General features: G+C 67.9%; 11 protein-coding genes and 1 riboswitch. Of the genes, 6 read left to right on the top strand and 5 right to left on the bottom strand.

The genetic code is table 11. The features are described from left to right. From AXW62_RS24425 to AXW62_RS24435, 3 genes are all read left to right on the top strand, one after another. The coding region (locus AXW62_RS24425) for a PrsW family intramembrane metalloprotease (RefSeq protein WP_060946392.1) at positions 1–1,499 on the top strand (1,499 nt) is incomplete at its 5' end. A gap of 176 nt (positions 1,500–1,675) precedes the next feature. Continuing rightward, positions 1,676–2,554, top strand: coding sequence for an SRA domain-containing endonuclease (locus tag AXW62_RS24430; RefSeq protein WP_479685796.1), 879 nt, complete (start codon positions 1,676–1,678; stop codon positions 2,552–2,554). 110 nt (positions 2,555–2,664) lie between these two features. Continuing rightward, complete coding sequence (locus AXW62_RS24435) at positions 2,665–5,805, top strand: DEAD/DEAH box helicase (protein ID WP_060946393.1); 3,141 nt, start codon at positions 2,665–2,667, stop codon at positions 5,803–5,805. Between the two features lies 1 nt (position 5,806). Here AXW62_RS24435 and AXW62_RS24440 read toward each other — a convergent pair whose 3' ends face one another. Next, a complete protein-coding gene (locus AXW62_RS24440; protein WP_060946394.1) occupies positions 5,807–6,457 on the bottom strand; it encodes an ATP-binding protein in 651 nt (216 codons plus the stop codon). 198 nt (positions 6,458–6,655) lie between these two features. Between AXW62_RS24440 and AXW62_RS24445 the strand changes: the two genes are divergently transcribed. From AXW62_RS24445 to AXW62_RS24455, 3 genes are all read left to right on the top strand, one after another. Then, the gene (locus AXW62_RS24445; RefSeq protein WP_060946395.1) at positions 6,656–7,504 is read left to right on the top strand and encodes a helix-turn-helix domain-containing protein; all 849 of its coding nucleotides are present in this window, start codon (positions 6,656–6,658) and stop codon (positions 7,502–7,504) included. Then, positions 7,501–7,701 (top strand): DUF397 domain-containing protein, encoded by a 201-nt coding sequence (locus tag AXW62_RS24450; RefSeq protein ID WP_060946396.1) that lies wholly within the window; start codon positions 7,501–7,503, stop codon positions 7,699–7,701. Before AXW62_RS24445 ends, AXW62_RS24450 begins: the two co-directional genes overlap by 4 nt. Positions 7,702–7,816: 115 nt before the next feature. Continuing rightward, entirely contained in the window at positions 7,817–8,116 is a 300-nt protein-coding gene (locus AXW62_RS24455) for a hypothetical protein (RefSeq protein WP_060946397.1), read from the top strand. A gap of 101 nt (positions 8,117–8,217) precedes the next feature. Here AXW62_RS24455 and AXW62_RS24460 read toward each other — a convergent pair whose 3' ends face one another. The 4 genes from AXW62_RS24460 to AXW62_RS24475 form a co-directional block, all read right to left on the bottom strand. Then, entirely contained in the window at positions 8,218–9,162 is a 945-nt protein-coding gene (locus tag AXW62_RS24460; RefSeq protein ID WP_060946411.1) for an aldo/keto reductase, read from the bottom strand. A gap of 176 nt (positions 9,163–9,338) precedes the next feature. After that, the gene (locus AXW62_RS24465; RefSeq protein WP_060946398.1) at positions 9,339–10,556 is read right to left on the bottom strand and encodes a M23 family metallopeptidase; all 1,218 of its coding nucleotides are present in this window, start codon (positions 10,554–10,556) and stop codon (positions 9,339–9,341) included. 11 nt (positions 10,557–10,567) lie between these two features. Next, positions 10,568–10,703: riboswitch (cyclic di-AMP (ydaO/yuaA leader) on the bottom strand. Between the two features lie 257 nt (positions 10,704–10,960). Then, a complete protein-coding gene (locus tag AXW62_RS24470; RefSeq protein ID WP_060946399.1) occupies positions 10,961–12,469 on the bottom strand; it encodes a PP2C family protein-serine/threonine phosphatase in 1,509 nt (502 codons plus the stop codon). A gap of 460 nt (positions 12,470–12,929) precedes the next feature. After that, positions 12,930–13,700: a DUF6227 family protein gene (locus tag AXW62_RS24475; protein WP_060946400.1), complete on the bottom strand. Its 771-nt coding sequence runs from the start codon at positions 13,698–13,700 to the stop codon at positions 12,930–12,932. Between the last annotated feature and the right edge of the window lie 427 nt (positions 13,701–14,127).

The following is a 14,127-nucleotide window of genomic DNA, read 5'->3' on the forward strand; positions in this document are numbered from 1 at the left end:
CACATCCATCGCGCCAGGGCTGGTGGGGGCCGGGCGGCCGCCTCGCCCGCCTCTGGGACAACAGGGCGCTCCGGGCCACCGCGCTCACCGGTCTGCTCTCGCTCTCCGGCCTGATCATCCTGGCGCTGGTACGCGAGCAGACGGGCACCAAGGGCTTCATGGTGGGGCTCGGCCTCGCCGTCCTCCCCGTGCCGCTGATCATCGCGGTCTTCCGGTGGCTGGACCGCGTGGACCCCAAGCCCTGGCGGAACCTCCTGTTCGCCTTCGCCTGGGGAGCGTGCGCCGCGACGCTGGTCGCGCTGATAGCGAACGGCTTCGCCACCGAGTGGCTCATGACCACCGTGGACTCCTCGTCCTCCCCCGGCCGGGCCGACGCCTGGGGCGCCACCTTCGTCGCGCCGTTCGTGGAGGAGAGCGCCAAGGCGGCCGCCGTCCTGCTGCTCTTCCTCTTCCGCCGCCGGGACTTCAACGGGCTGGTCGATGGGGTCGTCGTCGCCGGAATCACCGCCACCGGTTTCGCCTTCACCGAGAACATCCTCTATCTCGGCTCGGCGTTCGTCAGCGACCAGACGCTCGGCTACTCCGGCATCCGGTCGACCACGGCCGCGACGTTCTTCATCCGCGCCGTGATGTCCCCCTTCGCGCATCCCCTCTTCACCTCGATGACCGGTGTCGGCTTCGGCATAGCCGCCGCGACGGCACGGCACCAGCGCGTCCGCCGCGTCCTGATACCGATCGCCATGCTGCTGACGGCGATGGTCCTGCACGGCGTCTGGAACGCCTCGGCGACCCTCGGCGGCTATGGCTTCCTGATCGTCTACGCCCTGTTCATGGTCCCGATGTTCGGCCTGCTGACCTGGCTGACGCTCTGGTCCCGCGCCAAGGAGCTGCGCGCCGTACGGGAGCAGCTCACGGCCTACCAGGCCGCCGGCTGGCTCACCCCGCCCGAACCCATCGCGCTGTCCTCGATGCGCGCCCGCGGAATCGCCCGGGACCTGGCCCGCCGCACGCAGGGCGCGGCGGCGGCCCGTACGGTCGGCGAGTACACCGCCTACGCGACATCGCTCGCCTTCCTCCGCCGCCAGGCGTACCGCGGCACGGCCGGCCCGGACTTCACCACCCGCGAGAAGGAGCTGCTGGACCGCCTGTGGGAGCGGCGCGAGACCGTCCAGCCCGCCCTGGCCCACGCCGCCCTGTCGGTACCGCTCCCCCGCCCCCGCCGCGTCCCCCGACCGGCCCCCGGCACGTTGCCCGCGCCGTTCTGGCCCGCGGGGCCGTACGGCGGCGGGTACGGATACGGCTACGGAGCCGGGCAGGGCCCCGGATACGGAAGCGACAACGGCTACGGCTACGGCCAACAGCCGCAATACGGGGTCCAGCCCGCCTACGCCCCGTGGGCCACCCCTCCTCCACCCGGCCCCCAGCCCCCTACGACCCCGGCGACCCCTCACCCGTCTCCCGTGTCGCACGGCCCGGGCGGCCCCGAAAGCCGTCCGTAACCTCGCGCTCCCTCAGACGCGTCCTCGGAAAGAAAGCGGGCACCAGGGGCTTCCCTCGTGACGCGAGGGCTGTCCGGCACGCCAGGGCAGCGTCATGCCTGAATTAGTAGGCTTATACGACTAACCTCTTGGGTCGACCATGCTCCTGGATCTTGGGGGGACCCACGTTGGACATCGTGCCCGGGCAGAGGCGGAAGCGTAAGGAGATACAAGCCGTCTACGGTGGCAGTCCCCAAGGGGGTATCGCACACTCGCGCTTGACCCCCAACGTTCTGCTGTTCACCGATCCTGGCCGGGGCCACAAGGTGGGCTACTTCGACGGTTGGGGGACAGACGGCTGTTACCACTACACCGGCGAAGGTCAGAGGGGCGACCAGAAGATGATCCGCGGAAACCTAGCCATCCTGAACCACGTGCAGGACGGACGTGCCCTCCACCTCTTTGACGCAGTCGCCAAGGGCGTCGTGGCATACGTAGGAGAGTTCACTCTCGCCACGGACACCCCCTGGTACTACCGGGACGCGCCCGACGCCAAGGACGAGATCCGCAGCGTGATCATGTTCCGGCTCAAGCCCGTGGGCACGACGGCAAAGCTCGGCGAGAACCTCACCTTTACCCCGCGCAAGGACGACGTCGTCGAAGACGTCGAGATCGAAAAGCACCAGACGGAGCGCATGCTCGTCAACTCCAAGGAGGAGGCGCGCGAAGCCGAGCGGCGTGAGGCGCCCCTCGTCGGTGCCTACTGCGACTACTTGGTGGAGCGTGGGCACACCGTCACCCGCAAGAAGATCATCCCTGCCGGTGAGGTCAGGGCCCTCTACACCGATCTCTTCGACACCACCGACCAGGTCTTGATCGAGGCCAAGGGCAGTGTGAGTCGCGAGGCGGTGCGTATGGCCATAGGGCAGCTCTACGACTACCGCCGATACATCAAACCCACACCGTCCCTAGCCGTATTGCTGCCATCACGTCCTCGCCAGGACCTGATCGATCTGTGCAACGTGTCGGGTGCGACGGCGATCTGGCGCGACGGGACGGCGTTCAGGGCCGAGTGATCCGACCCGCTGACCACACGGCTCCTGCATCGTCTTCTGACTCCGGCACCGTGTCAGACCCCCTTGGTACAACAGCTACACCACTGAGCCGACACCGAGGAGAGCTGCCCATGGCCGATCACCTTGCGGACCAGGCGACCCCGGTGCCGGGGCTGTACGAGCGGCTGATCACCGCCCGGATCGAGGAGCAACTCAACGCGCTGGACGCCAGTGGGTGGAAGACCATCCGGCAGAAGGTTGGCGAGCACTCCTCCCCTCACGTACTCGCCCGTCACATCGGCGAGACCGTCCGACAGATCTTCCTCGCCCTGCCACCCGCGGAGCAGGTCATCGCGGCGAATCACATCCTCGAGTCGATCAGCACCCTCGACGGGGCCAAGCAGTGGGTAGACCTCGTAGCAGACGGGCCTCACCAGCTGACGGCCATTGCCGAGCAGGAAGCACCGGGCGTCTACAGCATTCGGCCAGCCACACCGCTCTCCGAGACAGCGCTCATCACCAACGCGCCCGAAGACCCGAACCTCGGATTCGAACTGCGGGCAGAGCTGGCCACCGCCGACCGCATCGATCTGCTCTGCGCCTTCGTGAAGTGGCACGGTTTGCGCGTCCTGGAAGAGTCGCTCAAGGCTGCTCGCGACCGTGGAGTGCCGATCCGCGTCATCACGACCACCTACATCGGCGCTACGGAGCGACGCGCGTTGGATCGCCTCGTCACGGAGTTCAACGCGGAGGTCAAGGTCAACTACGAGACTCGGTCCACGCGCCTCCATGCAAAGGCATGGTTGTTTCGGCGTAACAGCGGCTACGACACGGCCTACGTGGGGAGCTCCAACCTCTCCAAGACGGCGCTTCTCGACGGCCTGGAGTGGAACGTCCGGCTGTCGTCCGTAGCAACGCCAGCCGTATTGCGAAAGTTTGAGGCGACGTTCGATTCGTACTGGGCTGAGCCCGCCTTTGAGACCTACGACCCCGAGCGTGATGCCACCCGGTTGGACGAAGCTCTCACGCTGGCCAGCGGTCAGCAGAAGACTGGCACCCATGCCATCAGCCTCTCCGGCCTTGAAGTAAGGCCGTACCCCCACCAGCAAGACATGCTCGAACAACTCCGCATCGAGCGCGACATCCACGGCCGGCACCGGAACTTGCTCGTCGCAGCGACCGGCACCGGCAAGACCGTCATGGCGGCCCTCGACTACAAGGCGCTGAAGCGCGCCCACCAAGGACGTCCCCTCAGCATCCTGTTCGTGGCCCACCGCCAAGAGATCCTCAAGCAGTCGCTGCGCACCTACCGGGAGGTGCTCGACGACGCGAACTTCGGGGAGCTACTGGTCGGAGGAGAGTCACCGAAGGACTGGACGCATGTCTTCGCCAGCGTTCAGTCCCTCAACGCCCGAGACCTGGAGGAGTTCGCTCCCGACCATTTCGATGTGGTGGTCATCGATGAGTTCCATCACGGTGTCTCCCCCACCTATCGGCGCATCATCGATCACTTCGCGCCCATCGAGCTTCTTGGCCTGACGGCTACGCCTGAGCGGATGGACGGTAGGAACGTCCAGGATGAGTTCTTCGACGGTCGCATCGCAGCCGAGATGCGGCTGTGGGAAGCCCTGGAAAACGATCTGCTCAGTCCATTCCACTACTTCGGCATCGCGGACAACACCGACCTCGAAGGGCTTACCTGGAAGCAAGGGTCCTACGTCGCAAGTGAGCTCAGCCAGCTCTACACCGGCAACCACGCTCGTGCCCGACTCATCGTCAAGGCCGTCCAAGAGAAGGTGGCCGACCCAGGAGCCATGCGAGCACTCGGCTTCTGCGTCACCGTGGCGCACGCCCACTTCATGGCTGACTTCTTTCGCCAAGTGGGTATCAGCGCCAAGGCCCTTGACGGTCGCACCCCTGCCGCTGAACGCGCCCAAGCCTTGAGGGATCTCCGCGAAGGCCGCGTACAGGTCCTCTTCTCCGTCGACATATTCAACGAGGGGCTCGACGTCCCGGATGTGGACACCCTTCTCTTGCTCCGCCCCACATCCAGCGCCACAGTCTTCCTCCAGCAGCTTGGCCGGGGACTTCGACGTACACCAGACAAGCCGGTTCTCACCGTGCTCGATTTCATCGGGCAGCACCGTAAGGAGTTCCGCTTCGAAGAGCAGTTTCGTGCCCTCACGAACTTCACTCGCCACCGGCTGACGGAGCACATGGAGCGAGACTTCCCTCAGCTTCCTTCCGGGTGCCAGATCATCCTGGACCGCAAGTCCAAAGAACGGATCCTGGACAACATCAAGAGCCAGATCAATGTGAACGTACGGCAGTTGGCCCAAGAGGTCGCGGCATACGCCGAGCCGCGACTCGACGCCTACCTCAGAGAGAGTCACCGCGAGCTCAAGGAGCTCTACCGGGCCAACAACTCCTGGACGGGTCTGTTGAGGCGAGCCAATCTCCTTACGGACCAGCCGCCCGAAGGGGAGGCCGCACTGCTCAAGCGCGTCTCAGCATTTCTCCATGTCAGTGACCCACAACGGGTGAATGCCTACCGTCAAATGCTGGCCGATGACGCCCCTGGGTACGACACGCTCGACGCATCAGGGCAGGCGTATGCACGCATGCTCTTCTTCTCGTTGTGGCCGCTGGGCGGCGGGTTCAGCAGTTACGCCGACGGCTTCGCGTCGTTGCGCCAGCAGCGAGCCTTCCGAAGCGAACTGACCCAAGTGTTGACGTACAACCTGGAGCACACCGACCACTATCCAATTCCGCTCCTGGGGGAGCACAGCGGCGTACCGCTGGCCATCCACGCCTCGTACAGCCGGGAGGAAATCCTGCCCGCTCTCGGCCAGGCAGAGCTTGGCGGTTTCCTGCCCGGAAACTTCCGCGAGGGTGTGAAGTGGTGCGAAGGGATCCAGACGGACGCCCTCCTGATCACGCTCGAGAAGGACGATAAAGACTTCTCGCCACAGACCCGGTACAAGGACTTCGCGATGAGCCCGGATCGCTTCCATTGGGAGTCGCAGAACCAAACGTCTGCCTCCTCGCCCACGGGACAGCGCTACCAGCAGCACAAAGCGCGGGGGTCTTACGTGCTGCTCTTCGTCCGGCGCTACAAGAAGACAGACATCGGGGGACCTCAGCCCTGGATGCTGCTCGGCCCTGCCGAATACGAATCCCACGAAGGCAGCAAGCCCATGGGCATTGTCTGGCGGCTCCAGCATGAGCTGCCCGCCGACGTCTGGACGTACTCGGCCATCGCAGCGGGGTAGGTCAACCGGCCGTGTGCAACTCTGCCTCGAAGTGCATTTGGGCACGGTCCAGAGCCGTATCGGGGTCCTGCCCGTGGGCACGGAACCAGTGGAGCACGTCGGCAATCAAGGTGATCGCCGCCTCCTCCCAACTAGCCAGCCCCAGTCGAGTCAGAGAGCTCGATCCGGCCACCGATGGCCCATAGAGGGTAAGCAGAGCCTCAGCACGGTGAACCTGGGGCACGTCCACATGAGCGTCGTTCCGCGTGAGGCCGGTGGCGATCTCGCACCAGGTGGTCTTGCCTTTCTCGGTCGGAATGACCCCCCAGCGGTCTGCCATCGCCGTGACTAACGCCAAACCTCGGCCCGACTCGGCTGTGGTTGTCGCGCTGAGCAGGGTCGGCAACGCACTGCCGTCCGGGTCGTGGACCTCAAGGCGCACATATGTGCCGTTCATGGCCATTGCCAGCGTCGTCGGGGTACCCGGACCAATGTGGGTGATGACGTTGGCGACGAGCTCGGTGACGCACATCTGCGCCACCTCAATAACGTCAGGTAGCCCCCACAGCGTCAGATGCGTGCGCACGATCCGCCGCAGGGCTGCCACTTCGCTGGGTTCCGCGAGGAAGGGAAGATCCCATGCCTTCCTCGACATGCAGTGTCCGATGACCATGACTCAGCCTTCTGCCGCTGGGCGCCACCCAACAGTCACCGATGGCGACGACGTGGTGGCTTTCGGTTACTCCATGTGAGAGCATGGAACTGCACATCCCGACATGCAATGTGCATATACGGATTCGCTCGATCGAGTGATGACGGGCCAGCAGCCGTCCGACAAGACTGAACGGCCCCTATGAATTGAGGAGTCAGCGTGCCCGGGTCACCCACCGCTCGACGCCGTCGCCTGGCGATTGAGCTCAAGAAACTTCGTGAGGAACACCAGCTGACCTGTAGCCAGGTGGGCGAGGGACTGGACTGGAGTGGCTCGAAGGTCAACCGCTTAGAAACTGGCCAAGGTCGAGTGCAGCCATCGGACGTCGATGCGCTCTGCCGGTTCTACGGAACGTCCGATGAGCTCCGTGAACTTCTCAAAGAACTTGCGAAGCAGTCCAAGACGCGTGGGTGGTGGCATGCATATGGCAGCGCCGTGCCCTCGTGGTTTTCGGTCTACGTCGGGCTGGAGCAGGCTGCCTCGGGACTACGGACGTACGAGTGCGAGATCGTACCTGGCCTACTGCAGACGGCTGAGTATGCTCGAGAACTTCACCTCGCCACCTCTCCCTCAACCCCTGACGACGTTGAACGTGTCGTCAGCGTAAGGATGGAGAGGCAGGCCATCTTAACGAGCGCATCTCCCCCTGACCTGTGGGCCATCGTGCATGAGAGCGTACTTCGGCATGTGATCGGCAACGCCAAGCTGATGCGGAGTCAGTGTGAACGCCTACTCGAAATGGCGGCGCTGAAAAACGTCACGATCCAGGTGCTGCCTTTCGATGCTGGCAGTTACCCTGCGGTTGGGGCGCTCACCATCTTGGCGTTCCCCGATCAGGAGGACCCGGACGTTGTGTACCGCGACGGACTTACAGACGCTGTGTACCTCGAGCGTCCGGAAGACATCGCTTGGTACTCGAAGGCTTTTGACAACCTTCGTGCGTTGTCCATGAGTCCTCAGCAGTCGAGCAATCTGATCAGGCAGGCGATGCAAGGACTGGACGGATGACTGACATAACAACTTTCACCTGGCACAAGAGCAGCTACAGCAACGGGGCCGGGGGCAACTGCGTCGAGGTGGCCGGTCTGGCCGGTGAGGGAACCGCCGTGCGGGACTCGAAGGATCCGGGTGGGCCCGTGATCGGGTTCTCGGACCGCGCGTGGGGTGACTTCGTCGCGGCGGTGCGGAGCGGTCGGCTGGGCTGAGCTGCGGCTGGGCCCTCCTGGTCTCCTTGGGGTCCGGTTTCGGGGCGAGGGCCCGTGCGGGGGGCCTCCTGCGTAGGGTCGGGGTGAGGAGATCCTTGGAGTGGGAGGTATCGGTATGGCTGGAGTGCCGGCGGGTGTCGTGGCCGCGGGTGGGTTGGTCGGGGGGTATGGCGTTGCCCGGTGGACCAAGAAGCGGCCCTTGGGTGGGGTTGCCCTGGCCGCCGCGGGGGCCGTGGCCGCCAGGGAGTGGCGGGAGAAGGCGGGGAACGGGACGGCGGCCGCGTTGAGCGCGGCGTATGTGGCCGCCTTCGCCGGGTCGCATCCGCTGGCGAAGAAGATCGGGGCCTGGCCGTCGGTTTTCGCTGTCGCCGGTGGTGTCGCCCTCGCTTCCTGGGCGCTTGCCGACCGGCGGTAGGGGCGCGGCGTAGACGTTGAGCCCCTGTGCTGGTGACGAGGGCGGGCGGGGCTCGATGCCCCGCCCGCCTTTGTGCGGCTGACGACGGACTGCCGGTGGGCTCAGGCGGAGGCCGAGGTCAGCAGGTCCAGTTCCGGCTGGGTCAGCTTCAGGTCGACCGAGGCCAGCAGGGCGGGGAGCTGGTCGACACGGCTGGCGCTGGCGATGGGGGCCACGACCGTGGGCTGGGCGAGGAGCCAGGCCAGGGCGACCGTGGCGGGCTGGGTGCCGTGGTTGGCGGCGACGTCGTCCAGGGCGGCGAGGACCTTCTGGCCGCGCTCGGTCTCCAGGTACTTGGCCGCGCCCGTGGAGCGGGGGCTGTCGACCGTGGTGCCCGGGCGGTACTTGCCGGTGAGGAAGCCCGATGCCAGGGCGTAGTACGGGAGGGTCGCCAGGCCGTGGCGGGCGGCGACGTCGGCCAGCTCGCCCTCGAAGGTGTCGCGTGAGACCAGGTTGTAGTGGGGCTGGAGGGCGACGTAGCGGGCCAGGTTCTCCTGGGCGGAGAAGGTCAGCTGGGCTTCCAGGCGCTCCGCGCTCACATTGGACGCGGCGATCTCGCGGACCTTGCCCTCCCGGACCAGCTCGTCCAGGGTGGTGATGATCTCCTCCACCGGCACGGACGGATCGTCGTAGTGGGTGTAGTAGAGGTCGATGTAGTCGGTGCGCAGCCGCTGGAGGGATTCCTCGATGCCCGATTTGATGGCGGACGAGGTCAGGCCGCGCGGCTCCGGTACCCCGGCGCCCACCTTGGTGGCGAGGACGATGTCGGAGCGGTTGCCGCGGGAGGCGAACCAGTTGCCGAGGATGGTCTCGGACTCGCCGCCCTGGTTGCCCGGCACCCAGGCGGAATACACGTCGGCGGTGTCGATGAAGTTGCCGCCCGCCTCCACAAAGGCGTCGAGCACCTTGAAGGACTCGGCCTCGTTCGCGGTCCAGCCGAAGACGTTCCCGCCGAAGGAGAGCGGGAAGACGGACAGGTCGCCGATCTTCTTCTTGTTGTCAGCCATGTCTTCCATCAACGGCTGACCGGACCGGGTTGTTCCGTGAGGACCGTAAGGATCGCGTCAGCTCAAAGGACCGTAAGGATCGCGTTCGAAGTCGGCGGTCGTCCGAAGTCGGCGGTCGGTCCTGAGCCGGCGGTCCTGGCGTCAAGGGGGGAGAGAACGCCAGGACCGCCGGGGTATCAGGGGTTCATTCCGTGCTGGCGCAGCCAGGGCATCGGGTCGATCGGCGAACCGCCGCCCGGCCGGACCTCCAGGTGGAGGTGCGGGCCGGTGACATTGCCGGTGGCGCCGACGCGGCCGATGACCTCGCCCGTCGACACCTTGCCGGAGGTGACGACCATCGAGGACAGGTGGCAGTACCAGATCTCGGTGCCGTCGCCGAGGGTCAGCACGATGCGGTAGCCGTACGAACCGGCCCAGCCGGCCTGGGTGATCGTGCCGCCGTGCACCGCCTTGACCGGGGTACCGGTCGGGGCGGCGAAGTCCTGGCCGGTGTGGTCGGCCGACCACATGTCGCCCGCCTGGCCGAAGTTCGCGGTGAGGGTGTACGAGACGACGGGGAGGGTGTACGAGGCGGCGAGCCTGGCCTGGCGCTCGGCCGCGGCCTTCTTCTCGGCCGCCTCCTTGGCCCGCTGCTCGGCGGCCTTCTTCTCCGCCTCGGCCTTGGCCTTCCGCTGTGCGGCCGCCTCCGCGGCCTTGTCGGCGGCCTTGTCCGCGGCGGCCCTGGCGGCGGCCTCCGCCGCGGCGACGCGGTTGTCCTCGTCCGCCGCGGTCTGCTGGCTCTCGGCCTGCTGGAGGATGCGGGCGCGCAGCGCCTCGCCCGCGTCGGTGCTGCCGCGCTGCTCGTCCGCGCTGGTCAGGCCGGCCTGGGAGAGCGGGGCGGCGGCCGTCTGGGGGGCGCTGCCGTCGTCCGACATCCAGGAGCCGATGCCGGGCAGGTCCTTGGCCGCGGGCAGGCTGGCCTTGACCTCATCGGCGACATGTCCGAGGTCCGGCAGGGATATGGGCACGGCGGGACGGTCCTTCGCGCTGGCCATACCGCCCGCGCCGACCGCCGCGATCACGCCGACCCCGAGGACGGCGCCGCTGCGTGCCATGGTCCCGCCGCGCTGCTTCACCACGCGGTGCCGGCCGCGTACGGGGGCGATGGAGTCCTCGGTGGGGTTCCACTCCTCCCAGGGCTCGGTTTCGAAACCGGCACCCGGGTTCTCGAACGCGTCTGCGTCCGCGTACCGCGCGTCCCCATCCGCGTACTGGTCGTCGGGGGCGAAGCGGCCGTCCCCGGAGCTCATCCCGCCGCCGGCGTCGAAGCCGGGGCCGTAGGCGGTGGCGGTCCCCGAACCGCCTTCACGTGTGCGATACGGGGCCTGGTCCAGGACAGACCTGTTGGACGCCACGGAGGCGCACTCCTTTCCTTCCCTCTCGCCTACCGGGTTAGCTGACGGGTTCGGAGCAGGAAGGTCTCCTACGGGTCAGGTTCGACCCGATTCACCCCAAGGTTGTTGGTTCCCCGGTTCCCTTGATGTTGCTGGTGGTGCGGTACTGCCGCTGTGCGTACGGGATTCGGCGACGGCGCACGGTGCCGCCCTTGCGACGGTTGTGACGACCGCGCTGCGTTATCGAACGTTAATAGAGAGCGCGATGTGATTCCAAGCCGTTCCGAGGAATCCGCGCACCTTTGGCATGAACTTAGCGCTCAAGAAGGGACAGATGGGGGCGAGTCAGCGGCCCGGACGAGGGGTGACGGAAACGCCTGCGGACTGATCGTGCATCAATTGTTATGCGGAGGGAGCTCGGTCGGTTACGCAGGGTGTGCAGGTCCGTTGCCGCTCGCGCGGGCCTCACGGTCGTTGTGCTGCCCGTTCTCACGGTCGTTCCCACGGTCGTTGTCCTGCCCGTTCCCTCTTCCGTTGCCGCGTTCGTGGTCCTGCCCATTCGCCTGCCCGTTCGCCTGTCCGTTCTCCCGTCCGTTGCCACGGGACGAGGTCCGGCGGACCGCCAGCAGCGCCATGTCATCCGACGTCCCGCCGTCCGTATGGCGCTCGACATCGGCCACCAACGCGTCCACCAGCGCCTGCGGATCGGACAGGCGGCGGCCGCCCAGCGCCTCCTCCGGGTCGTAGAACTCACCGCTCCGGTCCCGGGCCTCCGTCACCCCGTCCGTGAACAGCAGCAGCGTCTCCCTCTCCTCGAACCCCAGCTCCATCACCCGGTCGGGCCAGCCGTCCAAGTCCCCCATCCCCAGCGGCAACGCCGGTGCCTCCGGCTCCAGGGCCCGCACCGCGCCGCCCTCGTCGAGGAGCAGCGGCGCCGGATGGCCCCGGTTGATCAGCCGCAGGGTGGGGTCGCCCCGAGGGATTTCGGCCACCACCGCCGTGGTGAACCCCTCGAACACCTCGAGGTCGGCCCGCCGGGCGCCCTCGCGCCGCAGCGCCCGCTCCAGCCGGCCCACGAGCGCCTCCAGGGTCGTCTCCTGCTCCGCCGCCTCCCGGAAGCAGCCGAGGAGAATCGCCACGACCTCCACGGCCTGGAGCCCCTTGCCGCGCACGTCCCCCACGATCAGCCGTACGCCCTGCGGGGTGTCCTGGACCGCGTACAGATCGCCGCCGATCGCCGCGTACTTCTCCGCCGGGACGTACCGCGCCGCGATCTCCAGCCCAGCGAGCCGGGCGGGCGGCGCGGGCAGGACGGCGCGCTGAGCCGCCTCCGCGACACCCCGCGCCGAGGCGAGCCGGTGGTAGCTGCGGCGCACGATGCGGTTGATCGCCAGCGCCAGCACGGTCACGGTCGCGACCGTGATGATCTCGGTGGCCGCCTGGGTCGGGTCCGCCACACCGTGCAGCTCCGCCAGCAGACAGGTCGTGACGACGGCGACGACGGCCGTGACGACGGTCTGCCGCAGCCGTAAGAGCGCCGCAGCGACCAGGGGGGCGGCGGCGAAGAACGGCGAGGCGGTGTAGCCGGGCGGGGCGGCCAGGTCGAAGGCGATACCGCAGAGGATGAGGAGTGCGGGAGCCCAGCGGGCCAGCTGGCGGCCCGGAGGCCCGTCGTCCGCTTCCTCGGCCGCGCCGGGTCTCGCACCGCGTCTCGCGCCGGATCTCGCACCGGGACCGGCGCCGGGCCCCGCGCCCGCCTCCGCGGTGGTGGCGGTGGACGCGTCGGCGGAGGGGGCACCGGTCGAGGCTTGGACGTCGAGAAGCGTATGGAGGCGGTTACGGGGTCTGCGGGCGCGCGGGCGGCTCAGCCGGAACCAGGCCGTCCGCCACTCCGTACGGGCGCCCGTACGAGCCCTGCTCCCTCGCACCCGCACCGGCTTCTCTCGCTTTCCCTGGTCCGCGTCCCGCCGTCGTCACCGCCGTCACCGCCGTCACCAGGCTTCCGGCTGACGGGCGGCCAGGCGAGTCGGTGTCGGCCAAGCGGGTGCCGTGCGGACGGGTCTCAGCGCCCTCCTTACGGATCTCGCCGGTTCAGTGGGCGGGTCATCAGTGGGCGGGTCAGAGGGCGGCGGCCGTGCGGTGCGTCGGAGATCGACGGCGCGGAACGTGTCGGAGGCCGCTTGGCTGCGGAAGGCGTCAGGGGCCGTCGCCACGGAACGCGTCGCAGATCGACCGCCACGGGACGCGCGGAAACCGTCGTTACGGAACGCGTCAGAAAGCTGCGCCGCGGAACGCCGTCGCCGCGAACCGTGTCAGAGAGCGACACCGCGGAGCACCGTCGCCGCGGCACGCGTCAGAAACCGTCGCCGCGCAACGCCGACGCCGCGAACCGTGTCAGAGGTCGACGCCGAGCGCGCGGGCGTGGCGGTCCGCCGCGAGCTCCGCCGAGACCTCGTCGAGGTACACCTCGCAGACCAGGCGTCCGTCACGGGTGAGGTTGTGCTCCAGCTCCCACAGCACGATCTCGTCCCCTCCGGCCAGCAGGAAGGCATGCTCATAGAAGCGGCACCAGGTCGCGTCGGGCCCGCCGGAGCGGCGCCGGGGCTTGGGCGCGAGGGCGATGTCATGGGCGAACGCGGTGGCCAGCAGGCGCTCGGTCTCCTCCCCCGGACGGTCGGGGTTCTCCGCGCGGCGCAGGACACGACGGGCGTGGTCGGCCGAATTGTCGGCCACATACGCACGCGAATTCTCCACCGGCTCGGCCGTGTGCAGCAGCTGGTCGGGAAGCCACAGCGGTAACCCGTCCAGCTCATCCCAGCGGGCGCCGCCGAGGCGGTCATGGACGCGGTGCTCGGCCAGCGCCAGGGCGTCCTCGTCGGCGTAGAGCTCGTGGAGCGGGCGGGCGTCCTCGCCGGTGTTGTGCTCCAGCTCCCACAGCAGCAGGCTGCTCCCGTCGGGGAGCAGGAAGACGTGCCGGTAGGTGCTGTATCCGAGCTGGCCGCGCCGCTCATTGCACTGCCGGCAGGACCGCAGCTCGGACTGGTGCATCAGGGCGCTCCGCGCCTGCGCCAGCACCGCCTCGCCGATCTCGAAGCCGTTCTGCGCACGGGCCAGAAGCCCGTCCATCAGCTCGGCCGGTGTCCCGTCCGCTCGTGAGTGCCCCATGTCTCTCCTCCGCCTCCCGGCTTTGATTCGCCGCGCCCCCCGGGCGACCACCTCGCGCACTTAGCGTAGCGGCGTGAATACGCGCCGCGCTGCGGTTCGGCGAAGCTGTCGGTGTGACCGTGCCTCACTCTTTCCTGCGCCGAAGAGGCTGGATGTATCACTCGTCCGACCGGCCGAACAAGTCCGGGGCCAGGGGCGGGACATCTCGGCTGGTCACCGCAGGGACGCCCGCTCGCCGCGTCCCCGTCCCCTTGCCGCCACCGCCGCGCGGCCTTCCCCGCCAACCTCCCGTCGCCTCCCCGCCGCCTCCTCACCACCTTCCCGCCGCCTTCCCCCTGTCGGCACGCATCCGCGCCGCCTTCCCCATCGGCACGCTCCTCCGCGTGACCTCCGCGCCGCCTCCCACCCACCGACACGCCTCCCCACC

Source organism: Streptomyces hygroscopicus subsp. hygroscopicus (assembly GCF_001553455.1).
Taxonomy (GTDB): Bacteria; Actinomycetota; Actinomycetes; order Streptomycetales; family Streptomycetaceae; genus Streptomyces; species Streptomyces hygroscopicus.

Bases quoted from the DNA above. Each gene is read 5' to 3' on its own strand.
- AXW62_RS24450 (WP_060946396.1), top strand. From the start codon at position 7,501: ATGACTGACATAACAACTTTCACCTGGCACAAGAGCAGCTACAGCAAC.
- AXW62_RS24455 (WP_060946397.1), top strand. From the start codon at position 7,817: ATGGCTGGAGTGCCGGCGGGTGTCGTGGCCGCGGGTGGGTTGGTCGGG.
- AXW62_RS24475 (WP_060946400.1), bottom strand. From the start codon at position 13,700: ATGGGGCACTCACGAGCGGACGGGACACCGGCCGAGCTGATGGACGGG.
- AXW62_RS24460 (WP_060946411.1), bottom strand. From the start codon at position 9,162: ATGGCTGACAACAAGAAGAAGATCGGCGACCTGTCCGTCTTCCCGCTC.
- AXW62_RS24435 (WP_060946393.1), top strand. From the start codon at position 2,665: ATGGCCGATCACCTTGCGGACCAGGCGACCCCGGTGCCGGGGCTGTAC.
- AXW62_RS24440 (WP_060946394.1), bottom strand. From the start codon at position 6,457: ATGGTCATCGGACACTGCATGTCGAGGAAGGCATGGGATCTTCCCTTC.